Here is a 24,188-nt window from a genome sequence, read left to right as displayed (position 1 = left end):
TCACCCGGCGCCCCGTCCCGGACACGGACCCCGCCACGTCGGTCGCCGGATCCGGTGAGCAGGGGGATGTGCCGCCGCTCCGCCCCGTGCCGTGGCCAGGGGGCGGACGGCGGCGGGGGCGAGGGCCGGGAGCGGCGTTCTCGCTCGGGTGCGCTCGGTACGGAGGTGCGTCATTGCGGCTCCCATACAGCGGTGCGGGTCAGGGGGTGCGAGGTCTTCGGGTGGTGCGGAACGCGGTGAAACCGGCCGTTCCCGTGGGCCCCGCGCCGGCAGGCGCCGTGGCGAAGAGGCCCAGCAGGGCGCCGACCCAGCGCCAGGGCGTGGCGGCGAAGACCTGGCCGGACGGGCGGAACCCGGTGCCGTCGCCCGTGTCGGCGAAGAAGCGGCAGCGTGCGCCCCGGGTGACCTCGACACGGACCTGGACAGAGGCACCGGGCGCCGGGCGGGGGTGCTCGGCGTCCCGCTCGTGCTCGGCGACGGATTCGGCGTACCGGTGCACGAGCCGCGCGGTCCCGTCGGCGCCCGCCTCCAGGCCGATCCAGGAGAAAGCGTCCCCGAGCACGGCGAGTCCGGCCTTGGCGCCCGGCTCACGGGTGTTCAGGCCGATGCCCGTCGTGACGGTGAACTCCTCGGCCGGCATGCGCTGCACCAGGACGTTGGGCAGGGCCCGCAGGTCATGGGCGTACGCGGTCCGTACGCAGCTGAGGCGCAGCCCGTCTCCGGAGTGGCCGACCGACCAGCCGGGGCGCGGATTGGCCGTCCACTGCCACTGGCGGCCGTACCGCCCGCCGGGGAAGTCGTCGCTGGAGGCCGGGGCCTCGGCGGCCTGTTCGGGCACCGTGGGCCGGGGGTGCGTGAGGACGGGTTCGCCGTCGTCGCCGATGACCGGCCAGCCCTGTCCGTCCCAGCGCATCGGCTGGAGGTGGACGACGCGGCCGTACGCACCACGCGCCTGGAAGTGCAGGAACCAGTCCTCGCCCCCGGCTGTCCTGACCCAGCCTCCCTGGTGCGGCCCGTTGATCTCGGTGTGGCCCTGGGCGAGGACGACGCGCTCCTGGTACGGGCCGGTGAACGAGCGGCTGCGGAAGGCCCCCTGCCAGCCGGTCTCCACTCCCCCGGCCGGGGCGAGGATCCAGAAGTACCCGTCGTGCCGGTAGAGCTTGGGGCCTTCGAGGGTGAACCAGCCGGGGATGGTGTCCGCGTCGACCAGGGTGGTCCCCTCGTCGAGGAGTTCGCGGCCGTCCGGGCTCATCCGGTGACCGGTGAGCCGGTTCTTGACGCCGGACCGGGACTTGGCCCAGGCGTGCACCAGATAGGCCTCGCCGGTCTCCTCCTCCCACAGGGGGCACGCGTCGATCAGCCCCTTGCCCGCCTTGACGAGGTGCGGGGCGCTCCACGGGCCGCGGACGTCCTGGGCGTTGATCTGCCGGATGCCGTGGTCGGGGTCCCCCCAGAAGATCCAGAAGCGGCCGGCGTGGTGGCGCAGCGAGGGTGCCCACACTCCGCGGTCGTGGCGTGGCACCGCGAAGTCGGCCTCCGGCTCCAGCCGGTCCAGGGCATGTCCGACGAGACTCCAGTTGACCAGGTCGCGGGAGTGGAGCAGGGGCAGGCCGGGGACGCGGCCGAAGCTGGACGCCGTGAGGTAGAAGTCGTCCCCGACGCGCACGACGTCCGGGTCGGACCAGTCGGCGTTCAGGACCGGGTTGCGGTACGTGCCGTCCCCGAGGTCCGCCGTCCATGGTCTGCTCATGCCGTGGTCGCCGCCTTGCGCACGTGGGCGGCCGCCGCGTCCCTGTCGAGGCGGCCGTCGGCGACGACGGTGACGACCCGGCGTACGACGGTGGCCCCGGCGGGGACGGGGAGGCGGCGGCCGGCGGCGAGGGAGGAGCCGACCCCGGGGTACTGGGTCGTGCGCACGAACCACGGGTCGCGCCGGGTCTCCTCGGTCACGCCCGCGAAGACGAGCGTCCAGCCCTCCCCCGCGAGGGCCAGCCAGTCGGCGGTCCTGCCGTGCACGGCCTCCTCCCCGTCGAGGGTTCCGCTGAACGCGGCGGGCGGCTCGGCCTCCTTGGGCGCGCGCCAGAAGAATCCCCCGTATCCGGCACCCGGGCGGCCGTTGGTCGCGGGGCTGCCGATGGAGATGTCCGTGCCGCCCCGGTTGGTGAGCGAGAAGGAGAAGTCCAGTGCCCAGGCGGTGCCGGAGAGTTCGCTCACGGCGACCGTGCGGTGCTCGCGCAGGAGCTCGGCACCGTCCGCCTCCCAGCTGAGTTCCTCCACGAAGCCGTCCGGGTCGCGCAGCTTCCACCCGAGGTGGCGCTGTGCCCCGTGGTTGTCGAGCTCGGTGGGGCCCTGGTCCCGGACGAAGGTGCGCCCGCCCCAGAAGTTGTGGCCGGCCACGTCGGGTACGGCGACGGAGACGCCCAGGTGGTGAATGTGGTCGGCGGGCCGTACCTCGGTGACGGGGGTCCCGGCGAGGGTGGTGACGGGGTGGAGGTGGGGGCGGCTGCCGGCCTCGGAGCCGTAGCCGTAGCGGCCCACGGTGCGTCCGGCGCACCTGAGCAGTGCGGTCGTCATGAGGTACTCACCTCGCTGGGTCGCGCCCAGGAGGCGCCTAGTTCGGAGAAGAGGGCGAGGGTGTCGGCGGCTGTCGCGACCGTCCCGTCGATGCCGTGCACGATGCGCCGTACGCCGTCGCCCGTACCGGTGGGCTCGGTGTGCCAGGCGTCGGGAGGCAGCGCGGCCGGCTCGGGCGCGGTGCGTACGGCTTCGAGGACGCGCATGAACGCGCCGGTGCGCTCGGGCGGCACGAGCAGCGGGGTGTCCCTGGCCAGATGGTCCACCAGGTTCTCCAGGAGGTCGGTCCGGCCGTGCACGGCCTCCTCGGGGCCGTGTCCGGCGCGCTGGACGAGGACCCGGTCCTGCTTGTACCAGAAGGTGATGCGGCCCCGGTCGCCGTGGACGACGACGTACGGATCCCCGGCTTCCTCGGCACAGAGGGTGACCGCGACGGTCACCGGCAGCCCTTCGGCCGTGGTGACGCGGACGCAGCTGGTGTCGTCGGACTCGATGTCGTGCGCCCGGAACAGCTCGGTCTCGATGGACGCCACGTCCTCGGCGGCCCCTCCGCCGGCGAGTTCGAGTGCGGTGGCGACGGCGTGCGCGAGCGGGTTGGTGAGGACGCCGTCGACCACGTCCGTCCCGCCCATCCTGCGGCGTCCCGCCCACGGGGCCCGTCGGAAGTAGGCGTCGTCGCGGACCCAGGCGCCCGCGGCCCCGATGCCGCGGACCCCGCCGATCGCCCCGGAGCGTACGAGGTCCCTGATGGCGGGCACGGCGTGCGAGCCGAGGGACTGGAAACCGACCTGACAGGCGATGCCCGCCTCGCGCACGCCTGCGGTCATGCGCGCGTAGTCGGCCCAGGTGGCGGCGGGCGGCTTCTCCAGCAGGAGGTGGACGCCGCGGCCCGCGGCCGTCAGGGCCAGCGCGGTGTGGGTGGGGATGGGGGTGCAGATGACGGCGGCGGCGGCCCCGGTGGAGTCCAGGAGCGCCCCGAAGTCGGAGGACTGCTCGGGCATCTCGCCCGCGAAGACGTCGAGTTCGTCGTCGGTCAGCGGGTTCAGTTCGCAGATCCCGGCCAGCCTGACCAGCCCCTGGTGCTGGAGCCTGCGGATGTTGGCGAGGTGCCAGCGACCGTGGCCCCGGGCTCCGGCCAGGACGACGGGGAGCGGTGTCGTCGTGCTCATCGTCCGCCCTCCCGGCCCCGGTGCGGCTTCGTGGTCATGTCCGTCATCCCTTCACCGCGCCGGCGCTGAAGCCGGTGATGAGCCACTTCTGGATGAAGGCGAAGACGATCACCACGGGCACCGCCGCGATGACTCCGCCGGCGGCCAGCGCGCCCAGATCGACGCTGTCGGCGCCGATCAGGGTGTTGAGGCCGACCGGGATCGTCTGCTTGTCCTGTTCGCTGAGGAACATCAGGGCGAACAGGAAGTGGTTCCAGCTGTGGACGAAGGCGAAGGAGCCGACGGCGATGAGGCCGGGGCGCAGCAGCGGCAGGACGACGGCGCAGAACGCCTTGAAGCGCGAGCAGCCGTCCACCCAGGCGGCCTCTTCGAGGGAGACCGGCACGTTCTTGATGAACCCGCTGATCAGGATGATCGAGAGGGGCAGCTGGAAGACGGTCTCCGCGATGACCACGCTGCCGAGGGAGTTGATCATCTGGAGGTTCTTGAAGATCTCGAAGAGCGGCACGAGCATCAGGGCGCCCGGGATGAACTGCGAGCAGAGCAGGGCCAGCATGAAGGCGCCCTTGATCCTGAAGTCGAACCGGGCCAGGGCGTAACCCCCGGCGAGCGCGACCAGGGTCGTGGCGATCAGCGTCGCGACACCGACGATCATGCTGTTCTGGAAGAAGAGGGCGAAGCTGCGCTCGTTCCAGACCTTGGAGAAGTGGTCCGCCGTCATGGGCCAGGGCACCAGCGAGGTGGAGCCGGCGGGCCGTACGGCGAAGAGGAACATCCAGTAGAACGGGATGAGCGTGAAGAGCAGGTAGATGCCCAGCGGTACGTAGATCTGGCAGCGCGGTACGTCGTCGAAGGCGCGCTCGCGCCTGGCGCGGCGGTTCGAGGCGGGCGGCGGGGAGTCGTCCCCCGCGGCCGGCCCCGGGGTGCGGGTGCTGTTCTCCTCTGCGAGTGCGGCAGTCACTTGTGGTCGCCTCCGAACTTGCTCAGGCGCAGATAGACGATCGAGCAGAAGAGGAGGATCACGAAGGCGACGGTGGTCAGCGCGGAGGCGTATCCGAAGTCGTGGCCCTCGATGCCGGTGTTGGCGACGTAGAGCGGCAGGGTGGTCGTCTCGCCCGCCGGTCCGCCGCCGGTGAGGGTGTAGAGCAGGTCGACGTTGTTGAACTCCCAGACCCCGCGCAACAGGGTGGCGAGGATGATCGCGTCGCGCAGGTGGGGAAGCGTGATGTGGAAGAACTGCCGCATCCGGCCCGCACCGTCGACGGACGCCGCCTCGTACAGCTCCTTGGAGACGGACTGCAGGTCGGCGAGGATGAGGATGGCGAAGAAGGGCACCCCGCGCCAGAGTTCGGAGACGGTGGCCGCCCAGAAGACGGTGCCGGTGTCGGAGAGCACCGAGGTGCCGTACTCCCCGATCCCGGCGTCGGCGAGGTAGCGGCTGAAGCCCGTCGAGGAGTTGTAGAGCAGGATCCAGATGGTGCTGGTCAGCACGCCGGACACCGCCCAGGGCGAGAAGACCATGGCGCGGGATATGCCGCGGCCGACGAAGGTCTGGTTGACGATCAGGGCCAGCGCGAGGCCGAGGGCGAGCTGCAGGGTGACCTGGGTGAAGACCCACTGGGCGCTGAAGCCGAGGGTCGACCAGAACTGGTCGTCCTCGGTGAAGACGCGGGTGAAGTTGTCGAGGCCGGCGAAGCCGTTCCGCCACGGCTTGGTGACGTTGTAGTTCTGCAGGCTGTAGTAGAAGACGCTGATCACCGGGTAGGCGATGAAGCCCAGCATGAGCAGGCCCGCGGGCGCGATCAGCAGATACGGCAGGCGGCGTGGGCTCGCCGAGCGGCGCCTGGGCTCCTTCGCCTCGGGGGGCGGGGTGGCCACGGCTGCGGATTGGGCCATGACGCGTCTCCGATCTGTGGAAGTGCTGGATGTGCCGTGCTTTCGGTGCATGGTGCAAGCGCTTACCGCATGCCGTTCGGTATCCCGGACGAGGCGGTGCGCGGAATTCTCTGCGGCGGTTCAGCCGGCGTACGGGTCGGGCACGTCTCCCTGCCGGGCCAGGAACGCGAAGTCGCAGCCGGTGTCGGCCTGGGTGATCTGGTCCTGGTAGAGGGCCCCGTAGCCGCGGCCGTAGCGCGCGGGCGGCTCGGTCCACTCGGACCTGCGGAGCTCCAGCTCCTCGTCGGACACGTCGAGATGGAGCAGCCGGGCTCCGACGTCCAGGGTGATCAGGTCACCGGAGCGGACCAGGGCGAGCGGTCCGCCGACGAAGGACTCGGGAGCGATGTGCAGCACGCACGCCCCGTAACTGGTGCCGCTCATCCGGGCGTCGGACAGCCGCACCATGTCACGCACCCCCTGCTTCAGCAGGTAGTCCGGGATCGGCAGCATGCCGTACTCGGGCATGCCGGGGCCGCCCTTCGGGCCGGCGTTGCGGAGCACCAGCACGTGGTCCGGGGTGAGGGCCAGGGCCGGGTCGTTGATGGTGCGCTGCATCTCCCTGTAGTCGTCGAAGACGACCGCGGGTCCGGTGTGGCGCAGCAGGTGCGGTTCGGCGGCGATGTGCTTGATCACCGCGCCGTCCGGGCAGAGGTTGCCGCGCAGCACCGCCACCCCGCCTTCGTCCGCCAGCGGGTCGTTCCGCTCCCGGATGACGTCGGCGTCGTGCACCAGCGCCCCGTCGAGCTGCTCGCGCAGGGTGGAGTGCGCGACGGTGGGACGGTCGAGGTGGAGCACGTCGGTGAGCCGTGCCAGGAATCCGGGCAGGCCCCCGGCGAAGTGGAAGTCCTCCATCAGGTACTTCCCGCCGGGTCGGAGGTTGGCGAGGACGGGGACGGTACGGGCGATGCGGTCGAAGTCGTCCAGGGTGAGCTTCACGCCGGAGCGGCCCGCCATCGCGATCAGGTGGATGACGGCGTTGGTGGAACCGCCGAGCGCCAGGACGGTGGCGACGGCGTCCTCGTAGGCGTCCGCCGTGAGGATCTGCGACAACGTCGTTTGTCGCCAGACCAGTTCGACGATCCGGAGCCCGGACTGCGCGGCCATACGGTCGTGACCGGAGTCGACGGCAGGAATGGACGAGGCACCGGGCACCGTCACGCCGAGCGCCTCCGCCGCCGCCGTGAGCGTCGAGGCGGTGCCCATGGTCATGCAGTGGCCGGGCGACCGGGCGAGCCCGCTCTCCAGTTCGGCCATCTCGCAGTCGCCGATGAGACCGGCACGCTTGTCGTCCCAGTACTTCCACATGTCGGTGCCGGAGCCGAGGACCTCGTTGCGCCAGTGGCCCGGCAGCATCGGCCCGGCGGGGACGAACACGGTCGGCAGGTCGACGGACGCGGCGCCCATCAGCAACGCCGGGGTGGACTTGTCGCAGCCGCCCAGCAGCACGGCCCCGTCGACGGGGTAGGAGCGCAGCAGCTCCTCCGTCTCCATCGCCAGCATGTTGCGGTAGAGCATCGGGGTCGGCTTCTGGAAGGTCTCGGAGAGCGTGGAGACCGGGAATTCCAGGGGGAACCCGCCCGCCTGCCAGACACCCCGCTTGACCGCCTGGGCGCGCTCGCGCAGGTGCACGTGGCAGGGGTTGATGTCGGACCAGGTGTTGAGGATCGCGATGACCGGCTTGCCGAGGTGTTCCTCGGGGAGGTAGCCGAGCTGCCGGGTGCGGGCGCGATGGCTGAACGAGCGCAGCCCGTCCGTGCCGTACCACTGGTGGCTTCGCAGCTCCTCGGGGGCGATCCGGCCGCCCGGCGCGCCGGTGCCGGTCATATCGACCACCCGGCGACCAGCCCGGCGACCTCGGGGCGCCGGGACTCGGGCAGGACCCGGCTCGGTGCGCGGACGTCCCGGCGGCAGAGCCCGAGCGAGGCCAGGGCCTCCTTGACGACGGTCACGTTGTCGGCGGACTGCCGGTCGGCGCGCAGGTCCTCGAAGCGGCGGATCTGTTCCCAGACCTTCATGGCGGCGAGGTAGTCGCCCGCTCGCAGCGCCTCCAGCATCGTCAGGGAGACGCCGGGAGCGACGTTGACGAGTCCGGAGGTGAAACCGGTGGCTCCGGTGGCGAAGTAGGAGGGCGCGTACAGTTCCGCGAGACCGGCGATCCAGACGAACCGCTCCAGGCCGGCGTCCCGCGCGAAGGCGCCGAACCGGGCCGCGTCGGGGACGGCGTACTTGACGCCGATGACGTTGGGGCAGCTGTCGGCGAGTTCGGCGAGCCGTTCGCCGGCGAGCAGCGGGTTGCGGATGTACGGCACGACCCCGAGTTCCGGCACGGCCTCGGCGACGGCCCGGTGGTAGTCGACCCAGCCGTCCTGCGAGACGTACGGGTGCACCGGCTGATGCACCATCACCATCTGCGCCCCGGTGTCCCTGGCGTGCCCGGCGGCGGCGACGGCCGTCGGCACGTCGTGGCCGACGCCCACCAGGACGGTGGCCCGCCCCCTCGCCTCCTCGGTGGTGAGCTCGGTGACGGTACGCCGCTCGTCGGGGGTGAGCGCGTAGAACTCACCGGTGTTGCCGTTCGGGGTGACGATGCGGACGCCGCCGTCGAGGAGCCGTCGCAGCAGCGCGCGGTGCGCCGGGACGTCGATGGTCCCGTCCTCGGCGAACGGGGTCACCGGGATCGCCACAACGTCTGCGAGGGCCGCCTTGAGCGGGGAGAAGTCCATGCGGACCGGCCTTTCGTCGAGGTGCTGGTGTGTCTGGTCCAGCTGGTGGTTCACGCCGCGTCACCCCCGTCTTCGTCGTCGGGGAAGGCGCGGCGCACGAACGATGCGATGTGGTCGTGCAGCGCCCCGGCAGCGGCCGGCGCGTCGTCGGCGAGTGCGAGCCGGAGGATCTCCCGGTGCTCGGCCGCCTCCCGCTCCCAGGACGGGACGGCCGACCAGGCGACGGTCGACACCAGGGCGGCCTGGTCGCGGATCTCGTCGAGCATCCGGCCGAGGAGCGGGTTGCCGCAGGGCAGGTACAGGGCCCGGTGGAAGTCCCGGTTGGCCAGGGACCTGTCCGCCTTGTCGATCGCCGAGTCGGCCCGCTCCAGCGCCTCCTGGGCGGCTTCCAGCGAGGCCTTGCGGATGATCGTGCGGCGCAGCGCCTCGGGCTCCAGCAGCAGGCGTACGTCGTAGACCTCACGGGCCATGCCCGCGTCGACGAGCCGCACGGTGGCACCCTTGTACTGGCTCATGACGACGAGCCCGGTGCCGGCGAGCGTCTTGAGCGCCTCGCGCACGGGGGTCTTCGACACCCCGAACTGGGCGGCGAGTTCGGTCTCGACGAGCGCCTGTCCCGGTCTCAGCTGCGCGGTGAGGATCGCGTGCTTGATCGCCTCGAGCACGTACTGGGTCCTGGACGGAATCGGGGCGGGCGCAAAGGTCATGGGTAAGGAGCTCTCACATCTCGCGTATCGCGTCTCATATATGACGTACGAAGTACGACGCGATGAAGCTAGAGCGGTGCGAATGTTTCGTCAACGCTTCTGACAGAAGAAGTTGCGCGCGAACCCGTCCGGCCGGCGGGGGCCCCGCCCGGGCACCCACCCGCACCCTTCATCCCATGTGCGACAACGCCTCGGTCACCGCACCCAGGTCCGGGCCCGAGGCCAGGCCCGCGTGGTAGAGGCGCAGTTCCGTCGCGCCGAGCGAGACCGCGTGTGCGGCGTCGGCGGCCAGCGTGCCGGGGCTGCCGCCCATGCCGGTGACCACGTTGAAGTTCGCGGCCAGCACGCCGGACAGCCCCTCGAAGGGCCCGAGGACCGCTTCGCGGGCCGCGTCACCGCCCGTGCAGGGCAGCACGACGCCGTCCGCCGTGGACAGGATGTGCGAGGGCTCCGCGCCGACGTTGGCGCCCGTGCGGTACGGCGCCGGGTCGGCGTGCAGCAGGATCTGGAAGCCGGGGCCGGCGGCAGCGCTCCGCACCGCTTGGACGGCGGTCTCCTGGAGGCTGCGGGCGACCTGGCCGCGCCAGCGGAGGGTGGCGTCCGCGAGGGCGGGGCCGAGCAGTTCCCCGACCGCCGTCCAGCCGGACCCGCCTGCTCCCGTACCGGCCCAGACGGGTTCCATGGCCCGTCGCACCGCGGCGCGCAGCTCGTCGGCGTCCGCCCCGGCGGAGCCGTAACCGGTCCGGCAGTCGGCGCAGAAGCAGAGGGACATGAGGTACTGCGCGGCGTCCCCGAGGCCGACCCCGGCGGTCTTGTCGTGGGCGTGCAGGTGCGCGAAGCCGTACCAGCCGCAGGACTCGAGCTCGGTGCCCGACGTACCGGGGCGTACGGCGGCCTCGGCCGCCAGCTCCACCAGGTAGTCGCGGACCGCGGGCCGGGCGATGCAGGGGGCCCAGGGGTAGCGGTCCCCGTAGGCGTTGACGACGGAGGTGTCGGGGTGCTCGGCCCCCAGCCGCGAGTTGTGGGCCAGGACCACCCAGGAGTGCACCTCCAGCCCGGCACCCGCCAGGGCTTCGGCCGCCTCGGCGTACGGGTCGTCCCCCGGCACCCACGACTGCGGGAACGGGCGCAGTGCGCGCCCCGCCCAGCGAACCGCGTCGGGCGGGTAGAGCACCGCCGCGTGTTCGGCCGTGACGATCCTCCGGCCGGGGTGCCGGGGTGTCAGGGCCCGGGTGGAGTGATAGGCGGAGGCGAGTGTCACCTGCTGGACGCCGAGCCCGGCCAGCCGGGCGGCGGCGCGCGGGTCCCCGACGACGTCCCAGGGGTAGACGAAGGCGGAGGCCCTCACTTCGCCTCCTGAGCCGGGTACTTCTCCAGCAGGGCGCGGCCGTTCGCGATGATCGCGCCCAGCTCCCCGACGTGGGCGGCCGGGGGTTCGGTGAGCGGGGTACGTACGGGCCCGACGTCCAGGCCCTCCAGCCGGACGCCGGCCTTCACGAGCGACACCGCGTAACCGTGGCCCTTGGCCCGCAGTTCGACCAGCGGCCGGTAGAAGTGGTCGAGCAGCGCGTCGGCCAGTTCGTCGTCCCGGGATTCCAGCGCCCGGTAGAAGGCCAGGGCGATGTCGGGGGCGAAGGCGAAGACGGCGGAGGAGTAGAGGGTGACGCCGATGCCCCGGTAGGCGAGTCCGGTCAGCTCGGCGGTGGGCAGACCGTTGAAGTACAGGAAGTCCTCGCCCGGCAGCCCCGTGCGTACGGCGCTGACGATGCGCTGCATGAGGTCCAGGTCGCCGCACCCGTCCTTGAGGCCGATGATCCCGGGGGTCCGGGCCAGGGCGACGACGGTCTCCGGGGTGAAGACCGCGTTGTCCCGCTGGTAGACGATCGTCTCCAGGGAGGTGGCGGCGGCGAGCGCGGCGTAGTGGGCCAGCAGCCCGTCCTGGCCTGCGACGACGAGGTAGGGGGGCATGGCGAGGAGCCCGTCGGCGCCCGCCTCCTCGGCGAGCTTCGCGTAGCGGACCGCGAGCGCCGTTCCGTAGCCGGCCCCCGCGACGACGGGCACCCGCCCAGCGGTTTCCTCGACGGCCGCGGCGACGACGAGCTGGAACTCCTCGGGGGCCAGCGCGTGGAACTCGCCCGTGCCGCAGCAGGCGAAGACGGCCGCTGCTCCGGCGTCGACGCCCTTGCGCACGTGCGCGCGGAAGACGTCGAGGTCGACGGAGCCGTCCGGCCCGTACGCGGTGACGGGGAAGAAGAGCGGCCCGGCGGCGTCGGTGAGCCGGGCGGCAAGGGGGGCTGAGGTCACGGGCGCTCCCTGAGCAGATTCAGGCGTGCACAATTATGATCGATGTCCATATTTCTGAACGCTGCCACGCTAAGGCAGCCGCGCGGCGCGGGTCAAGACAGGGACACCCAACCCCGGGACGAACCGGCGGAGTCGGTACGACACTTGACGCGAACGTCCCGAACTTCTTAGCGTGTCCACGCATGTGAATGCCGTCCACGGATCGGACGCGCCGGGTGGTCGTGACAGGCCCGCGCGCCACGACGCGCCGTGCTGCCCGCACGCCCGGCAGCTCGGGTCCGCACCCATCGTCCGCCCACGCGCACCGCGCCCGCACCGAGGAGATGCCTGTATGCCCGCTCCCCGCACCGTCCTGCTCACCGGCGCCGCCGGCGGCCTCGGCACCCTGATGCGCGGGCTGCTTCCCGCCTACGGCTACGACCTCCGGCTCCTCGACCTCGCGCCGATCCAGGGCGAACCCGACGCCGTCACCGCCGATCTCGGCGACAAGGACGCACTCCGGGAGGCCGTGCGGGGCGTCGACGCCGTCATCCACCTCGCGGGCATCTCCCTCGAATCCTCGTTCGACAAGATTCTGCGCGCGAACATCGAGGGCACGTACAACCTCTACGAGGCGGCTCGCGAGGAGGGCGTGCGGCGCATCGTGTTCGCGTCGTCCAACCACGCCGTCGGGTACACCCCCCGTCCCGTTCCCGGTGATCCGCTGATCCCGGTCGGGACACCGCGCCGCCCCGACACCTTCTACGGCCTGTCGAAGTCCTTCGGCGAGGACCTCGCCCAGTACTACTGGGACAAGCACGGCCTGGAGACCGTCTCGGTGCGCATCGGCTCCTGCTTCATGGAGCCGACGTCCGTGCGGATGCTTTCGGTCTGGATGAGCCCGGGCGACGGGGCGCGCCTCTTCCACGCGGCCCTGACCGCCGAGGACGTGCGCCACACCGTGGTCTACGGTTCGTCGGCCAACACCCGCCTCTGGTGGGACCTGTCCACGGCCCGCGCCCTCGGCTACGACCCGCAGGACGACTCCGAGCAGTACGCCGCCGAGCTCGTCGCCGAGCTCGGCGAGCTGGACCCGGAGAACCCCGACCACGCCCACATCGGCGGCCACTTCGTCACGAACCCGCCGATCTGGCCCCACTAAGGGCTTACCCACCCGGCCCGCGCCCCCGCCGGGGCGGGCGGGCCCCGTAAATCCGCGCGACGCGGGGCGGCCGGGCGGGCACCATACGGCCATGCCGAAACCTTGTGGATTCCAGTACGAGCAGCACGGCGACGCGAGCGTCACCATCACCCACCAAGGACGTCCGGCCGGCACACTGCGGGGCGGCCGGGCGGAGAAGTTCCTGGCCGAAGTGACGTCGGGGGACGCCCAGCTGGTCATGGCGCGCTGGACGGGCGCGTACAAGCACGGCAACGAGCGCACCGCCCGCGACCACCCCCGCAACCGTGCCCGCGGCGGCCGCTGAGCCGTACGGAGCAAGCGACGAAAGGTAAGGGAACGGCAAAGCCGGGTCGTTCGTTACCCCGTGCATGACCGCAATGACCCCCGGCTCGAACATCCCTCTCTCCGCCGTCCGCGTGGCGGTGGACGTCGCCGCCCCCGTGCGGCTCGACGTCTCGGGCCTGCTGCTCACCGCCGACGGCAAGGTGCGCTCCGACGACGACTTCATCTTCTACAACCAGCCCTCGGGCCCCGGTGTGACCTACCGCTCCGGTGGCGGTTCGGCACCGGACGCGATCGTGGTGGACACGACGGCGGTCCCCCCGGGCATCGAGAAGATCGTCGTGACGGCGAGCCCCGACGCGGCGGGCCAGACCTTCCAGGGCGTGGAGCCCACGGCCACCGTGCGCAACGCCGACGACGGCAGTGTGCTCGCCACCTTCACCCCGCCGCAGCTGGGCGGCGAGACGGCGCTGGTGGTCATCGAGGTCTACCTGCGCAACGGCGCCTGGAAGGCCCGCGCGGTCGGCCAGGGCTACGCGAACGGCCTGGCCGGCATCGCCACGGACTTCGGCGTCACGGTGGAGGAGCCCGCGGCCGCCGCGCCGCCGGCCCCCGCCGCGGCTCCCCAGTCGCCGCCCGCCGCACCGCCGACGGCCGCGCCCCTGGACCCCCGGCTCGCTCCCCCGGCACCACCGGCGCCGCCCGCCCCCGCAGGCTCCGGCAGGATCAACCTGGACAAGGGCCGGATCAGCCTGCAGAAGAACCAGACGGTGTCCCTGGTCAAGGGCGGGAAGCCGCTGCTGTCCCAGGTCAAGATGGGCCTCGGCTGGGAACCCGCGTTCCGCGGCAAGGACATCGACCTGGACGCCTCGGTGATCGCCTTCGGCCCCGACCGCAAGCACCTGGACAGCTGCTACTTCGGCAAGCTCTCCATCCTGAACGGCGCCATCAAGCACTCCGGCGACAACCTCACGGGCGAGGGTGCGGGCGACGACGAGGTGATCGTCGTGGACCTCGGCCGGATCCCCGCCGACGCGACCGGCCTGGTCTTCACGGTCAACTCGTTCACCGGGCAGAAGTTCAGCGAGGTCGCGAAGGCGTACTGCCGGCTGATCGACGCTGCCACCGACGAGGAGCTGGTCCGCTTCGACCTGACCGGCGCGGAGCCGCAGACCGGCGTGATGATGGCCAAGCTGATCAAGCAGTTCTCCGGCGAGTGGGAGATGACCGCCATGGGCGAGTTCGTGAAGTCGCGGACCGTCCGGGGCATGGTCAAGCCGGCGGCCAAGGCCCTGTAGCCCGTCAGCGGGCGCCGGAGACGGCGTCCGGGTGCCCCGGAAACGGCTTCCGGGGCACCCGACGGGTTTCCCCTCAGGTGCCCCGGATCCGGAGATTCTCCGGTCGGACGCGTTGCGTGCTCGTCCTCCTCCTCAGAGCTTGGTCAGCTTGGAGTACGGGCTCAGGATCCTCCCCTGTCGCCCCGAGAAGTCGATGAGCACTGCGTCGTTGTCGCCCTCGACAGCGAGGACTCGGCCGAGTCCGAACTGGTCGTGCGACACCCTGTCGCCCACATCGAAGCATTCGACCGGTGGGGCCGCCTGGGCCGGGCGGTTGAAGGGACTGGAAGGCAGGTGACGCCGGGAACCGGCTGACTGTTTCATTACGGTCGAGTATGCGCCCTGTAAGCCCCCGACGCCATGCCCGACCGCTCCGGAGCGGTCAGTAGTGCCGGATTCGTAATCAGCGGTTCCGCGCCGGGGCCCGGTCCGGACGGCCCGCCGCGGGGGGAGTGTGCGGAACGCCGCACCGCGAAGCCCCCGAAGGTGTGGCTGCTCACGCCCGCCGCCGGCCGGTGCCCCGTCACCCCGCCGAACGCACACGGCCCGGCACGCGGGGCCCGCCCGCGAGGACCCGGATGAACCCGAACGGCCGGTCCCGCCGCCACCCGCTCGGCCCCCGCCCTCCGGCAGGTCCATCCGCGAGGAGAACACCTGTGCGGCGCGCGAGGAACCCCTCACGCACCGCACAGGGCCCGAAACGTGTCAGTGCTTGTCGGGCTGCCGCTTCCACGGGCCGGTGATGGCCAGCATGATGCCCGGCGTCTGGATGTTGGCGAACAGCGTCTTCCCGTCCGGCGAGAAGGTGACCCCGGTGAACTCGCTGTACGACGGTTCCTCCGCCGTGCCGTCGTTCAGCTCGTTGCGCGCGATCGGGTAGGTGCGGCCGCTCTCGGTCGCACCGAAGAGGTGCTGGACGCCCTCCCCGTCCTCGGCTATGACGAGACCACCGTAGGGCGACACGGTGATGTTGTCCGGACCGTCGAGTGCGCCGTCCTTCGACGGGTCGGCATTGACGCCGAGGAGGACCTTCAGGGTCAGCGTGCGGCGCTTGGGGTCGTAGAACCAGACCTGGCCGTCGTGCGCGACCGGGCTCTCGCCGCGGGCGAACGAGGAGACGATGTAGGTGCCGCCGTCGCCCCACCACATGCCCTCGAGCTTGCGGGCGCGGGTGACCTGGCCTTCGGCGAACTGCTTGCGCACGGAGACGGTCCTCGCGTCACGGTCGGGTACGTCGACCCAGTCCACGCCGTACACCGTGCCGGTCTCCGTGGCGCGGGACAGGTCGTCGACGAACGTGCCGTTCTTGTCGAAGCAGCGGGTTGCCTGCAGGACGCCCGCGTCGTCGGCGAGGGTGCGCAGCTTGCCGCGGCCGTGCGTGAAGCCGTGCGGCGGCACCCAGCGGTAGAGCAGTCCGTTGGGGCCCGACGCGTCCTCGGTGAGGTAGGCGTGCCCGAGCTTGGGGTCGATGACGACCGCTTCGTGGGCGTACCTGCCGAAGGCCTTGACGGGACGCGGGTCGCGGTTGGCCCGCTTGTCGTAGGGGTCGACCTCGAAGACGTATCCGTGGTCCTTGAGCAGGCCGTTCTTCCCCGCCCTGTCCTCGGTCTCCTCACAGGTCAGCCAGGTGTCCCACGGCGTGCTGCCACCGGCACAGTTGGTCGACGTGCCCGCGATGCCGACCCACTCGGCGGTGCGGCCGTCACGGCGGGTCTCCACGACGGTGCAGCCGCCGGCGGCGACCGGGTCGTAGACGAGGCCCTCGGTGAGCGGCACGGGGTGCTCCCAGCCGGCCCGGGTACCGCTCAGCTCGTGGTTGTTGACCAGGAGGGTGACGCCGCGGGCACCCTCGAAGGCGGCGGTGCCGTCGTGGTTGGAGGGGGTCGCCTCCCCTGTCTCCAGCTTCGTGACGCCACTGTGGGTGATGACGCGGTACGAGAAGCCGGCGGGCAGCGCGAGGAGGCCCTTCGGGTCGGGGAGCAGCGGGCCGTAGCCCAGCTTCCCGCCGTGGTCGTGCCCGCCATGACCGTGTCCGTCGTGCCCGTGACCGTCGTGGCCGTGGCGCGCGTCCTCGGCCGCCAGAGCGCCCGGAGCCGTGGCCAGGGCGCCCACCGCTCCGGTCAGGGCGATACCGGCGCCGGTCAGAGCGGACTGTCTGGTGAATTCCCTGCGCGTGAACGACATCGCGGACTCCTGCTGTTGCATGACCGGGTGGGCTGGCGCGTACACACTCCACCCGCCGCACCAACAGGAGTTGAACGACGCGCGACGCCGGGCGGACCTGTGCGCCAAGCCGAACGGCGTTTGCGCACAAACCGGTTGGGCCCGCCCGGTCCGAACTCGTCCCCCGGCACTCAGCCCTTGCCGCGGGAGCGGGCCTTGAAGGCGGCCTTACGGGCGTCCTTCGCGCTCTTGCGGTCGCGGTGCAGCCGTCCCATCGCCTCCAGCACCTCGGCCGTCGCGGGGTGGTCCACCCGCCACGCCTCGTCGAAGAACCCGCTGTGCTGGCCCGAGAGTCCCTCGACGAGCTCCTGGAGCTCGTCCATGTCACCCTCGGCGTCCAGCTGCGCGGCGATCGTGTCGACGGCCAGCCAGAAGATCATCGACTCCGGGGGCGCGGGCACGTCGGCCGCTCCGCGTTCCGCGAGCCAGACCCGCGCGAGGCCGCCGAGCTCGGGGTCGTCGAGCACCGCCCGGACTGCGGGCTCCGCGTCGGCCCCGGCGAGGGCGAGAGCCTGCTGGCAGTGGAGCCTGCGCAGCGGGGCGCGCCGGTCGGCGCCACGCGCCGCGTCAAGGAGCTCGGCCGCGGCGGCCTGCGCCCCGTCGGCCCCGCGCCCGCCCAGCCACAGCCCGATCTCGGTGCGCGCGGCGTCCTCGGGATAGTGGGCGATGCCGTCGAGGAGCGCGTCGGCACCCTTGTCGGCGAGGTCCCCGACCGCCGGGGCGTCCACTCCGGCCTCCAGCATCCGCTCGCGGATGCCGTAGAGGCCGAGCGGAGTCAGCTTCACCATCCCGTAGCGGGTGACGTCCTCGTCGTCGACGGGCGGCGACGCCTCATCCCCCTCCTCGGTCAGCAGCGTCTCGTCCACCGGCACGTACTCGACGATCCCGATGGGCTCCAGGACCCGGAACTGGTCGTCCAACCGCATCATGGCCTCCGAGACCTGCTCCAGGACGTCGTCGGTGGGCTCGTCCATGTCGTCGGGCACCACCACGGAGGCGGCGAGGGCGGGCAGCGGTACCGGGGCGTCGGCGGGCCCGGCCTCCGAGAGGGTCAGCAGGTAGAGGTTGCCGAGCACCCCGTCGAGGAGGTCGGCCTCGGCCTCCGGGTCCCAGTCGAGGGCGTCGAAGTCGACGCTGCCGTCCTCGCCGATGAGGTCCGCGAAGTCGTCGAAGGCCGGGGCGGTGGCGTCCGCGTGGACAGCGTCCAGGGCGTCGAGCCAGATCGAGAGGACGTCCTGCGGGGATCCGGAGGTCAGCAGGGCCAGGTTCTCCCCGGCGGTGGCCGTGCCCTCCGCCATCCCGTCCTCCTCCGCGTCCGGCGGGTCCTCCACGTCCACGAGTCCCGTGTCGACGGCGAGGCGCCACGCCTCGCTGGCGTAGGCGGCACCGTCCTCGTCAGCGGCGAGACCGAGGTGCTCGGCCGCCTCGGGCAGCTGTGCGTCGACGAGTTCGCCGCCCGCGCCCACCCGGGTCGCGGGTCCCGCCCAGCGGGCGAGCCGGACGGCGCGGACGAGCAGCGGAGCGGCCAGCGCGTCCCGTGCCAGCTCGGCCTCGGTGTGCAGCCGCACCGGCGGCAGGGAGGGGCGCTCTGCGGACATCTGGGGGTTCTCCTCGGGGCGTGCGCGGGCGGTGTGCGGGGCGGATCCCGTGCCATCGGGTCCGGGCCGCCGCCCCAGCGTAGACGCATTTCGTCCCGTGCCGCCCGGTTCCGCCGAGGGGCCTCCCCGTCACCGGGCGGAGGTGCCCGACAACGGACCGTGGCACCCCTCGGGGCCAGGCGGCCGGGTGCCCGTCACCACCACGGGGGCACCCCTCGATCCGCCCCCGCCGCAGGGTCCGGCGGAGGGGCCGGCATGGCCTGCACGGTCTGCCTGCCGCGTAGTTGGGCACTCCGTTGCCCCGTCGGTCCTCACGTGGAAGAGCCCCGCGATGCCACCGGTTCGATGCCACGGGCCTTCAGCCGGCGGTCCCCCGCCGCCAGGCAGTGGTGTTCAACTCGTCCATCAGGCGCACGTCGTGGCCCTCCAGCGGGTGGACCCGCGCGCCCGCGTCCGGTGCGGCGGCGAGTTCCAGGGCATCCGCCTCGATGAGATCACCGCCCTCCTCCGTGGAGACCCAGGCCAGGGTGGACCGGACGCTGCCGCCGGGCCGCAGCGTGATCTCCTCGGGCCCTTCGTCGTTGCCGAACATCGAGCCGCCCGGGTTCACGGGGACGGGAAGGCGCTTGCCGTCCCCGTCCAGGACGCGGACGGACGGATAACCGTGGACACGGTAGGGCCGGTCGCCGCAGTTGGTGAGGGTGAGGACGACGGCACGGTGGAACATCGCCGTCTCGACCGGCCCCATGTCCACGACCGCGCCGGAGGCGGGACAGCCGGCCGCCGGTGCGCCGGGCTCCGTCACGCCCTGCGAGGGCACGTCCGACGAGGGCCCGTCCTGCGAGGTGCCGGGCCGTGGCGTGTCCGGCACCGCCCCCGCGCCCGGACTGGGCGCCCGGTGCGCCGTACGGGTCGGGGTCGATGTCCTCTCCGGCTCCCCCTCGCCTGCGGGAACGAGGAATCCGGCGCAACCGGAGAGTGCCGCCACCGCTGCCGCGAGCGCGACGGCCGAGATCGTTTTCCGTAAGCGCATCGCCGTGTACCCCACCCCTGGAACGGTTCGTCACCCCTGCGTTCGATCATGTCAGACGCGCCGGTACCACTCCCCGACCGTTCAGTGCTCCTTGGCCGTCACCCCGAGCAGAACTGAGTGGACCCGCGCGGAACGTGCGCCGAGACTGCGGAGATGACATCCCACACGGGAGGGCCCTTCGGCCGCGCCCTCTGCGCCATGATCACGCCGTTCACCGACGCCGGTGACCTGGACCTCGACGCCGCCCGCCGTCACGCCGCCGGCCTGGTCGCGGACGGCTGCGACGGACTCGTCCTCAGCGGCACCACGGGCGAGTCGCCGACCACGACGGACGAGGAGAAGAACGCCCTGCTGCGGGCGGTCCGGGAGGCGGTCGGCCCGGCCGTCCCGCTCGTGGCGGGGGTCGGCGGTCCCGACACCCGCCACGTGGTGCGTCTGGCCCGGGACGCGGAGACGGCGGGAGCGGACGGGCTGCTCGTGGTGACCCCGTATTACAGCCGGCCCCCTCAGGAGGCGGTGGAGGCGTACTTCCTCCGGGTCGCGGAGTCCACCGGCCTGCCGCTGATGCTGTACGACATCCCCGGCCGCACGGGCACGAGGATCGAACCGGCGACCCTGCTTCGCCTGGCCGAACACCCGCGCGTCGTGGCGGTCAAGGACTGTTCCTACGACCTGCTCGCGGCGACGAAGCTCATGGCGCGGACCTCGCTGGCGTACTACTCGGGCTGCGAGGAACTGAACCTCCCGCTCCACGCGCTGGGCGGCGCCGGCTACGTCAGTACGGTCGCCAACGTGGCGCCGCGCCGGATGCGGGCCGTCCTGGACGCGTTCGACGCCGGTGACCCGGCGGAGGCCGCTCGCCTCAACGGACTCAACATCGCCCTGGTCGAGGCGATGATGGCCTCCGGCCTGCCGGGTGCGGTCACGGCGAAGGCCCTGCTCGACGCCGGGCCGGTCCGCGAACCGCTGCAGCCCGCCGATCGCGGGGCGACCGACGGGCTGCGCAGGATCTACGACGAACTGATCGCCGCTACGTCCTAGTTGTGGCTGTGGAGCACGTCGTTGAGGCCGCCCCACACCGCGTTGTTCGGGCGGGCCTCGACGGCACCGGAGACCGAGTTGCGGCGGAAGAGGATGTTCGAGGCGCCGGAGAGCTCGCGGGCCTTGACGACCTGTCCGTCCGGCATCGTGACCCGGGTCCCGGCAGTGACGTAGAGCCCGGCCTCGACGACGCACTCGTCGCCGAGCGCGATCCCGACCCCGGCCTCCGCGCCGATCAGGCAGCGCTGCCCGATGACGATGCGCTCCTTGCCGCCGCCGGACAGCGTGCCCATGGTGGACGCGCCGCCGCCGATGTCGGAGCCGTCGCCGACGACGACACCCGCGGAGATGCGGCCCTCGACCATGGAGGTGCCGAGGGTGCCCGCGTTGAAGTTGACGAAGCCCTCGTGCATCACGGTCGTCCCCGCGGCCAGGTGCGCCCCGAGCCGTACCCGGTCGGCGTCGGCGATCCGCACACCCTTGGGCGCGACGTAGTCCGTCATCCGGGGGAACTTGTCGACCGAGGTGACCTGGAGGTGCAGGCCCTCCGCGCGGGCGTTGAGCCGGACCTTCTCCAGGTCGTCGACGGCCACCGGCCCCAGCGAGGTCCAGGCCACGTTGGCGAGGAAGCCGAAGATGCCGTCGAGGTTCTGCCCGTGGGGCTGCACGAGGCGGTGCGAGAGCAGGTGCAGCCGCAGGTACGTGTCGTGGGCGTCGAGCGGCTTGTCGTCGAGCGAGGAGATGACCGTGGACACGGCGACGATCTCCACCCCGCGGCGGGCGTCCACACCGATGGCCCGGGCAGCGCCCTCGCCGAGGCGGTTCACCGCCTCCTCGGGACTCAGGCGCTGGGTACCGGCCGGGCCGGGCTCGGCGGTGAGCTCGGGGGCGGGAAACCAGGTGTCGAGGACGGTGCCGTCACCGGCGATGGTGGCGAGGCCGGCGGCGACGGCGCCGGTGGTGCGGGCGGAGCCCTGGGAAGTCGTGTCGGTCATGACCGAAACCTAGCCGCCCGGGGCCCGCGCGGGCGAACCGGCCTCATCGTCCGGGAGGGTTCACGCATACGGCGAGCGGCCAGTACGGCGACGCCCGCCCCGCACGCGAGGGCGGCGCACAGGGGCCAGAGCAGGGCGGGCGAGGCGGTGTACAACGCGCCGCCGAGGGGCGGTCCGAGGACCTGACCGCTGATGGAGGCTCCGGCGTAGAGGCTCTGGAAGCGGCCCTGGGCGTGGTCGGGCGCCTGGTCGGCGACGTAGGCCGTGGCCGTCGTCTTGTAGAGGATCTCGCCCGCTGTCAGGGACACCATCATCGTTACGGCGAACAGCGCGCCCGCCCCCGGTATCAGCACCGCGTACCCGAGTCCCACCAGCAGGAGGCCCGCGCCGACGACGGTGAGGGGTGCCCGTCGGCGCAGCAGGTGCGCGGCGGGGAGTTCGAGGCAGAGGATGACGCCCCCGTTGACGGCGATCAGCCATCCGTAGAACGGGGTGCTGTACCCGTGGTCGGCGAGGAAGACGGGGAGCGTGGAGTACTGCTGACGGTAGACGAGGTCGACGCAGGCGATCGCGGCGAGCAGCACGAGCAGCGCGGGCCGGGCCCGGAGTTCGCTCCACAGTCCGGGGGCGTGCGGGTCGTGCGCCGGGTGCGAGTGCGCGGTGCCCCGGGCCGGCAGGACGGCGGCGGCGTAGGCCGCGAAGAGCAGCGTGCCCAGGCCGTCGGCCAGGAAGAGCCAGTCGTAGGAGTAGCGGCCGGCGATCAGGGCGCCGAGCGGCGGTCCGACGACGAAGCCGGCGTTGGACGCGAAGCGGGTGAGGGCGAAGCTCTGGCGGCGGGCGCCGGGCGGGACGGAGACCGCGACGAGTGCGGCGTTCGCCGCGCGGACGACCCCGGTGGCGTACTGCGCGAGGGGCAGCACCGCGTACAGGGCCGGGAGGGGCAGGGCGGGGAGGGTGACGAGGGCGGCGCCGCTCACGCAGGCGCCGGTGAGGAGCATCCGCCGGTGGCCGTACCGGTCGCCGAACCAGCCACCCGTGAAGTTCCCCGCGACCAGACCGAGTCCGCCGACTCCGCTGATCATCCCCGCCTCGGCGACGGACAGGCCGCGCGGCCCGGTGAGGTAGACGAAGAGATAGACGAAGGTGAAGCTGACGAGGGCGTTGAGGAAGACGCCGAACGCCAGGAGCCGGACCGTCCCCGGTACGTCGCGCAGCATGCCCATCCCGTGCCCCCGACGGTGAGTTCCTTTTGGGAACGGACTATGGCAGTGTCACTCCCGCAGGTCAACCGAGAAGAAGGGCGGACTCCGTGCCGCAGCGCACCAGCCTGGCCGACGCCGACTGCGCGATCGCCCAGGCACTCGACGTCGTGGGCGACTGGTGGACTCTGCTGATCGTGCGCGATGCCGCGCGCGGCGTGCACCGGTTCGACGCGCTCCAGCAGGAACTGGGCGTGTCGCGCAAGGTGCTGACCGAGCGCCTGCGTCTGCTGACGGATGCCGGCGTGCTGTCCCGGCAGCCCTACCAGGACCGCCCGGTCCGCCACGAATACCGGCTGACGCCGCGCGGACGCGCCCTGCTGCCGGTGCTGATCGCACTCCAGGACTGGGGCGACACCTGGGTGCTCGGAGAGGGGGAGACGATGGCGACGGCCGAGCAGGACTCCGACGAGGCGGCGCGCGTACGGGCCCTGGTGGGCACCCGGCTGCCCGCGCTCGAACTGCTCGACGACGGGGGCGGGTCGCGCGATCCCGTCGCCGCCACCCCGTACACCGTCCTGTACTGCTTCCCGAGCGCGTACGCCCGCCGGGACGCCTATCCCCCGGGCTGGGCCGGGATCCCGGGGGCGAGCGGCTGCACCCTGGAGTCGTGCACCTACCGCGACCAGCTGGACGAGTTCACCGCGGCGGGCGCGACGGTGCACGGCGTCTCCACCCAGCGCCCGGACGAGCAGCGGGCGTTCGCGGAGAAGGAGGGGCTGCGCTTCCCGCTGCTGTCCGACGCCGGGCTGACACTCACGGCGGCGCTGCGGCTCCCGACGTTCCGCGTGGCGGGCGTGAGCCGGCTGAAGAGGCTGACGCTGGTCGTGGACCGGGACCGTACCGTCGTCGAGGCGCTGTACCCGGTCCCGGACATCGAGGCGAGCGTGCGGGCGGCGCTGGAGGCCGTGCGCCGGGGCTCCGTACGGGCCCGGTCAGCGGCCGGGTGACCCTGCCGCGACCCGCGACAGCATCTCCCTGGTGTACTCGGCGTCGAAGTCGCCCCCGGTGAGCAGGACCTGGAGGCTGATGCCGTCCAGCAGGGCGACGAGCGCCCGCGCGGTGGCGGCGTCGGTGCGCCGGGCGAGGACCTCGGCCAGTCCGTCGGCCCACTCCGCGGCGACCGGCCGCAGGGCGGGCCGGCGCAGGGCGGCGAGGTAGAGCTCGTATTCCAGTTCCATCGGTCCGCGCCCGCCGGCGAACCACTCCGCCAGCAGCCGCGTCAGCTCGTCGGCGAGCGGGACCTCCGGGTCGCTGAGGTACGCGCTCTCGCGGACGGTCCGGGCGAAGTTCTCGTTGCACCTGCGCAGGGCCGCGACCAGCAGCTCGTCGAGCGAGGCGAAGTGATAGGTCGTCGAGCCCAGCGGCACGTCGGCCTCCGCGGCTACCGTGCGATGGCTGAGCCCCCCGATTCCGCGGGCCGCGACGACGCGGATGGCGGCCTCGATGATGCGTTCGCGCCGCTCGGGGTCGTACCGGCGGGCCATCAGTGCGCCCCTCCGAGGTTGAGGACCACGACCCCCGCGATCACCAGCGCGATGCCCGCCAGTTTGAGGAGGCTCGCGGACTCGCCCATCCAGAGGATGCCGATGACGGCGATCACCGCGGTGCCGGTGCCCGCCCAGATGGCATAGGCGGTGCCGATGGACAGTGTCTTGAGCGTCTGGGCGAGCAGGGCGAAGGCCAGCACGTAGCCGACGACCGTCACGAGTGAGGGCCAGAGCCGGGTGAAGCCTTCGCTGTACTTCATGGCCGTCGTGCCGGCCACCTCTGCCGCGATGGCCGCGGCCAGCAGTCCGTATCCCATGTGTACCAACGTACACAACGTTGCGTACGGTCGTAC

23 protein-coding genes are annotated in these 24,188 nt (G+C 72.3%); 5 read left to right on the top strand and 18 right to left on the bottom strand.

Annotation, left to right across the window (positions count from 1 at the left end):
* Positions 1 to 199 precede the first annotated feature (199 nt).
* The 10 genes from OG206_RS25105 to OG206_RS25060 form a co-directional block, all read right to left on the bottom strand.
* The gene (locus OG206_RS25105; protein ID WP_327119850.1) at positions 200 to 1,750 is read right to left on the bottom strand and encodes a glycoside hydrolase family 43 protein; all 1,551 of its coding nucleotides are present in this window, start codon (positions 1,748 to 1,750) and stop codon (positions 200 to 202) included.
* Positions 1,747 to 2,574 (bottom strand): PmoA family protein, encoded by an 828-nt coding sequence (locus OG206_RS25100; protein ID WP_327119848.1) that lies wholly within the window; start codon positions 2,572 to 2,574, stop codon positions 1,747 to 1,749. Before OG206_RS25100 ends, OG206_RS25105 begins: the two co-directional genes overlap by 4 nt.
* The gene (locus OG206_RS25095; RefSeq protein WP_327119846.1) at positions 2,571 to 3,743 is read right to left on the bottom strand and encodes a Gfo/Idh/MocA family protein; all 1,173 of its coding nucleotides are present in this window, start codon (positions 3,741 to 3,743) and stop codon (positions 2,571 to 2,573) included. Before OG206_RS25095 ends, OG206_RS25100 begins: the two co-directional genes overlap by 4 nt.
* Before the next feature lie 43 nt (positions 3,744 to 3,786).
* Positions 3,787 to 4,704, bottom strand: a complete 918-nt coding sequence (locus OG206_RS25090; protein WP_327119844.1) for a carbohydrate ABC transporter permease — start codon at positions 4,702 to 4,704, stop codon at positions 3,787 to 3,789.
* Positions 4,701 to 5,639, bottom strand: coding sequence for a carbohydrate ABC transporter permease (locus tag OG206_RS25085; RefSeq protein ID WP_327119842.1), 939 nt, complete (start codon positions 5,637 to 5,639; stop codon positions 4,701 to 4,703). Before OG206_RS25085 ends, OG206_RS25090 begins: the two co-directional genes overlap by 4 nt.
* Positions 5,640 to 5,759: 120 nt before the next feature.
* The gene (araD, locus tag OG206_RS25080) at positions 5,760 to 7,505 is read right to left on the bottom strand and encodes an L-arabinonate dehydratase (protein ID WP_327119840.1); all 1,746 of its coding nucleotides are present in this window, start codon (positions 7,503 to 7,505) and stop codon (positions 5,760 to 5,762) included.
* Positions 7,502 to 8,404, bottom strand: a complete 903-nt coding sequence (locus OG206_RS25075; protein WP_327122395.1) for a dihydrodipicolinate synthase family protein — start codon at positions 8,402 to 8,404, stop codon at positions 7,502 to 7,504. The genes araD and OG206_RS25075 overlap by 4 nt, the downstream gene beginning before the upstream one ends.
* A 50-nt stretch (positions 8,405 to 8,454) precedes the next feature.
* Positions 8,455 to 9,111, bottom strand: coding sequence for a GntR family transcriptional regulator (locus OG206_RS25070; protein ID WP_327119838.1), 657 nt, complete (start codon positions 9,109 to 9,111; stop codon positions 8,455 to 8,457).
* A 169-nt stretch (positions 9,112 to 9,280) separates the two neighbouring features.
* Positions 9,281 to 10,459 (bottom strand): hypothetical protein, encoded by a 1,179-nt coding sequence (locus tag OG206_RS25065; protein ID WP_327119836.1) that lies wholly within the window; start codon positions 10,457 to 10,459, stop codon positions 9,281 to 9,283.
* Complete coding sequence (locus OG206_RS25060) at positions 10,456 to 11,415, bottom strand: 5-dehydro-4-deoxyglucarate dehydratase (protein WP_327119834.1); 960 nt, start codon at positions 11,413 to 11,415, stop codon at positions 10,456 to 10,458. The genes OG206_RS25065 and OG206_RS25060 overlap by 4 nt, the downstream gene beginning before the upstream one ends.
* Positions 11,416 to 11,746: 331 nt before the next feature.
* Between OG206_RS25060 and OG206_RS25055 the strand changes: the two genes are divergently transcribed.
* The 3 genes from OG206_RS25055 to OG206_RS25045 all read left to right on the top strand — a co-directional run bounded on the left by OG206_RS25055 (position 11,747) and on the right by OG206_RS25045 (position 14,157).
* Positions 11,747 to 12,556, top strand: a complete 810-nt coding sequence (locus OG206_RS25055) for an NAD-dependent epimerase/dehydratase family protein (protein ID WP_327119832.1) — start codon at positions 11,747 to 11,749, stop codon at positions 12,554 to 12,556.
* Between the two features lie 91 nt (positions 12,557 to 12,647).
* Entirely contained in the window at positions 12,648 to 12,881 is a 234-nt protein-coding gene (locus OG206_RS25050) for a hypothetical protein (protein WP_327119830.1), read from the top strand.
* 64 nt (positions 12,882 to 12,945) lie between these two features.
* Positions 12,946 to 14,157: a TerD family protein gene (locus tag OG206_RS25045; RefSeq protein ID WP_327119828.1), complete on the top strand. Its 1,212-nt coding sequence runs from the start codon at positions 12,946 to 12,948 to the stop codon at positions 14,155 to 14,157.
* A gap of 132 nt (positions 14,158 to 14,289) precedes the next feature.
* Here the strand turns inward: OG206_RS25045 and OG206_RS25040 are convergent, their stop codons facing one another.
* The 4 genes from OG206_RS25040 to OG206_RS25025 all read right to left on the bottom strand — a co-directional run bounded on the left by OG206_RS25040 (position 14,290) and on the right by OG206_RS25025 (position 19,050).
* Entirely contained in the window at positions 14,290 to 14,520 is a 231-nt protein-coding gene (locus tag OG206_RS25040) for a hypothetical protein (protein ID WP_014156926.1), read from the bottom strand.
* A gap of 381 nt (positions 14,521 to 14,901) precedes the next feature.
* Positions 14,902 to 16,380: an alkaline phosphatase PhoX gene (locus tag OG206_RS25035; RefSeq protein WP_327119822.1), complete on the bottom strand. Its 1,479-nt coding sequence runs from the start codon at positions 16,378 to 16,380 to the stop codon at positions 14,902 to 14,904.
* Between the two features lie 170 nt (positions 16,381 to 16,550).
* Entirely contained in the window at positions 16,551 to 18,017 is a 1,467-nt protein-coding gene (locus OG206_RS25030) for a hypothetical protein (RefSeq protein WP_327119820.1), read from the bottom strand.
* Between the two features lie 358 nt (positions 18,018 to 18,375).
* Complete coding sequence (locus OG206_RS25025) at positions 18,376 to 19,050, bottom strand: DUF4232 domain-containing protein (protein ID WP_327119818.1); 675 nt, start codon at positions 19,048 to 19,050, stop codon at positions 18,376 to 18,378.
* Between the two features lie 153 nt (positions 19,051 to 19,203).
* Between OG206_RS25025 and dapA the strand changes: the two genes are divergently transcribed.
* Positions 19,204 to 20,091, top strand: coding sequence for a 4-hydroxy-tetrahydrodipicolinate synthase (gene dapA / locus OG206_RS25020; RefSeq protein WP_327119816.1), 888 nt, complete (start codon positions 19,204 to 19,206; stop codon positions 20,089 to 20,091).
* Here dapA and dapD read toward each other — a convergent pair.
* Together dapD and OG206_RS25010 are read right to left on the bottom strand one after the other, a co-directional pair.
* A complete protein-coding gene (gene dapD, locus OG206_RS25015; RefSeq protein WP_327119814.1) occupies positions 20,088 to 21,086 on the bottom strand; it encodes a 2,3,4,5-tetrahydropyridine-2,6-dicarboxylate N-succinyltransferase in 999 nt (332 codons plus the stop codon). The genes dapA and dapD overlap by 4 nt on opposite strands.
* Positions 21,083 to 22,309 carry an MFS transporter gene (locus OG206_RS25010; RefSeq protein ID WP_327119812.1) on the bottom strand — a complete coding sequence of 409 codons (1,227 nt, stop codon included), beginning with the start codon at positions 22,307 to 22,309 and terminating at the stop codon, positions 21,083 to 21,085. The genes dapD and OG206_RS25010 overlap by 4 nt, the downstream gene beginning before the upstream one ends.
* A gap of 86 nt (positions 22,310 to 22,395) precedes the next feature.
* On the opposite strand from OG206_RS25010, the gene OG206_RS25005 reads away from it, so the two are divergent.
* Positions 22,396 to 23,295 carry a winged helix-turn-helix transcriptional regulator gene (locus OG206_RS25005; RefSeq protein WP_327119810.1) on the top strand — a complete coding sequence of 300 codons (900 nt, stop codon included), beginning with the start codon at positions 22,396 to 22,398 and terminating at the stop codon, positions 23,293 to 23,295.
* Here the strand turns inward: OG206_RS25005 and OG206_RS25000 are convergent.
* Together OG206_RS25000 and OG206_RS24995 are read right to left on the bottom strand one after the other, a co-directional pair.
* A complete protein-coding gene (locus tag OG206_RS25000; RefSeq protein ID WP_327119808.1) occupies positions 23,281 to 23,832 on the bottom strand; it encodes a TetR/AcrR family transcriptional regulator in 552 nt (183 codons plus the stop codon). The genes OG206_RS25005 and OG206_RS25000 overlap by 15 nt on opposite strands.
* Positions 23,832 to 24,152 carry a DMT family transporter gene (locus tag OG206_RS24995; protein WP_327119806.1) on the bottom strand — a complete coding sequence of 107 codons (321 nt, stop codon included), beginning with the start codon at positions 24,150 to 24,152 and terminating at the stop codon, positions 23,832 to 23,834. The genes OG206_RS25000 and OG206_RS24995 overlap by 1 nt, the downstream gene beginning before the upstream one ends.
* Between the last annotated feature and the right edge of the window lie 36 nt (positions 24,153 to 24,188).

It is taken from the genome of Streptomyces sp. NBC_01341 (genome assembly GCF_035946055.1).
Taxonomy (GTDB): domain Bacteria; phylum Actinomycetota; class Actinomycetes; order Streptomycetales; family Streptomycetaceae; genus Streptomyces.
This window is presented reverse-complemented; position numbering and strand designations above follow the sequence as displayed.

Bases quoted from the DNA above. Each gene is read 5' to 3' on its own strand.
- OG206_RS25105 (WP_327119850.1), bottom strand. From the start codon at position 1,750: ATGAGCAGACCATGGACGGCGGACCTCGGGGACGGCACGTACCGCAAC.
- OG206_RS25100 (WP_327119848.1), bottom strand. From the start codon at position 2,574: ATGACGACCGCACTGCTCAGGTGCGCCGGACGCACCGTGGGCCGCTAC.
- OG206_RS25095 (WP_327119846.1), bottom strand. From the start codon at position 3,743: ATGAGCACGACGACACCGCTCCCCGTCGTCCTGGCCGGAGCCCGGGGC.
- OG206_RS25085 (WP_327119842.1), bottom strand. From the start codon at position 5,639: ATGGCCCAATCCGCAGCCGTGGCCACCCCGCCCCCCGAGGCGAAGGAG.
- araD (WP_327119840.1), bottom strand. From the start codon at position 7,505: ATGACCGGCACCGGCGCGCCGGGCGGCCGGATCGCCCCCGAGGAGCTG.
- OG206_RS25075 (WP_327122395.1), bottom strand. From the start codon at position 8,404: ATGGACTTCTCCCCGCTCAAGGCGGCCCTCGCAGACGTTGTGGCGATC.
- OG206_RS25070 (WP_327119838.1), bottom strand. From the start codon at position 9,111: ATGACCTTTGCGCCCGCCCCGATTCCGTCCAGGACCCAGTACGTGCTC.
- OG206_RS25055 (WP_327119832.1), top strand. From the start codon at position 11,747: ATGCCCGCTCCCCGCACCGTCCTGCTCACCGGCGCCGCCGGCGGCCTC.
- OG206_RS25050 (WP_327119830.1), top strand. From the start codon at position 12,648: ATGCCGAAACCTTGTGGATTCCAGTACGAGCAGCACGGCGACGCGAGC.
- OG206_RS25045 (WP_327119828.1), top strand. From the start codon at position 12,946: ATGACCGCAATGACCCCCGGCTCGAACATCCCTCTCTCCGCCGTCCGC.
- OG206_RS25040 (WP_014156926.1), bottom strand. From the start codon at position 14,520: ATGAAACAGTCAGCCGGTTCCCGGCGTCACCTGCCTTCCAGTCCCTTC.
- OG206_RS25035 (WP_327119822.1), bottom strand. From the start codon at position 16,380: ATGTCGTTCACGCGCAGGGAATTCACCAGACAGTCCGCTCTGACCGGC.
- OG206_RS25030 (WP_327119820.1), bottom strand. From the start codon at position 18,017: ATGTCCGCAGAGCGCCCCTCCCTGCCGCCGGTGCGGCTGCACACCGAG.
- OG206_RS25025 (WP_327119818.1), bottom strand. From the start codon at position 19,050: ATGCGCTTACGGAAAACGATCTCGGCCGTCGCGCTCGCGGCAGCGGTG.
- dapA (WP_327119816.1), top strand. From the start codon at position 19,204: ATGACATCCCACACGGGAGGGCCCTTCGGCCGCGCCCTCTGCGCCATG.
- dapD (WP_327119814.1), bottom strand. From the start codon at position 21,086: ATGACCGACACGACTTCCCAGGGCTCCGCCCGCACCACCGGCGCCGTC.
- OG206_RS25010 (WP_327119812.1), bottom strand. From the start codon at position 22,309: ATGGGCATGCTGCGCGACGTACCGGGGACGGTCCGGCTCCTGGCGTTC.
- OG206_RS25000 (WP_327119808.1), bottom strand. From the start codon at position 23,832: ATGGCCCGCCGGTACGACCCCGAGCGGCGCGAACGCATCATCGAGGCC.
- OG206_RS24995 (WP_327119806.1), bottom strand. From the start codon at position 24,152: ATGGGATACGGACTGCTGGCCGCGGCCATCGCGGCAGAGGTGGCCGGC.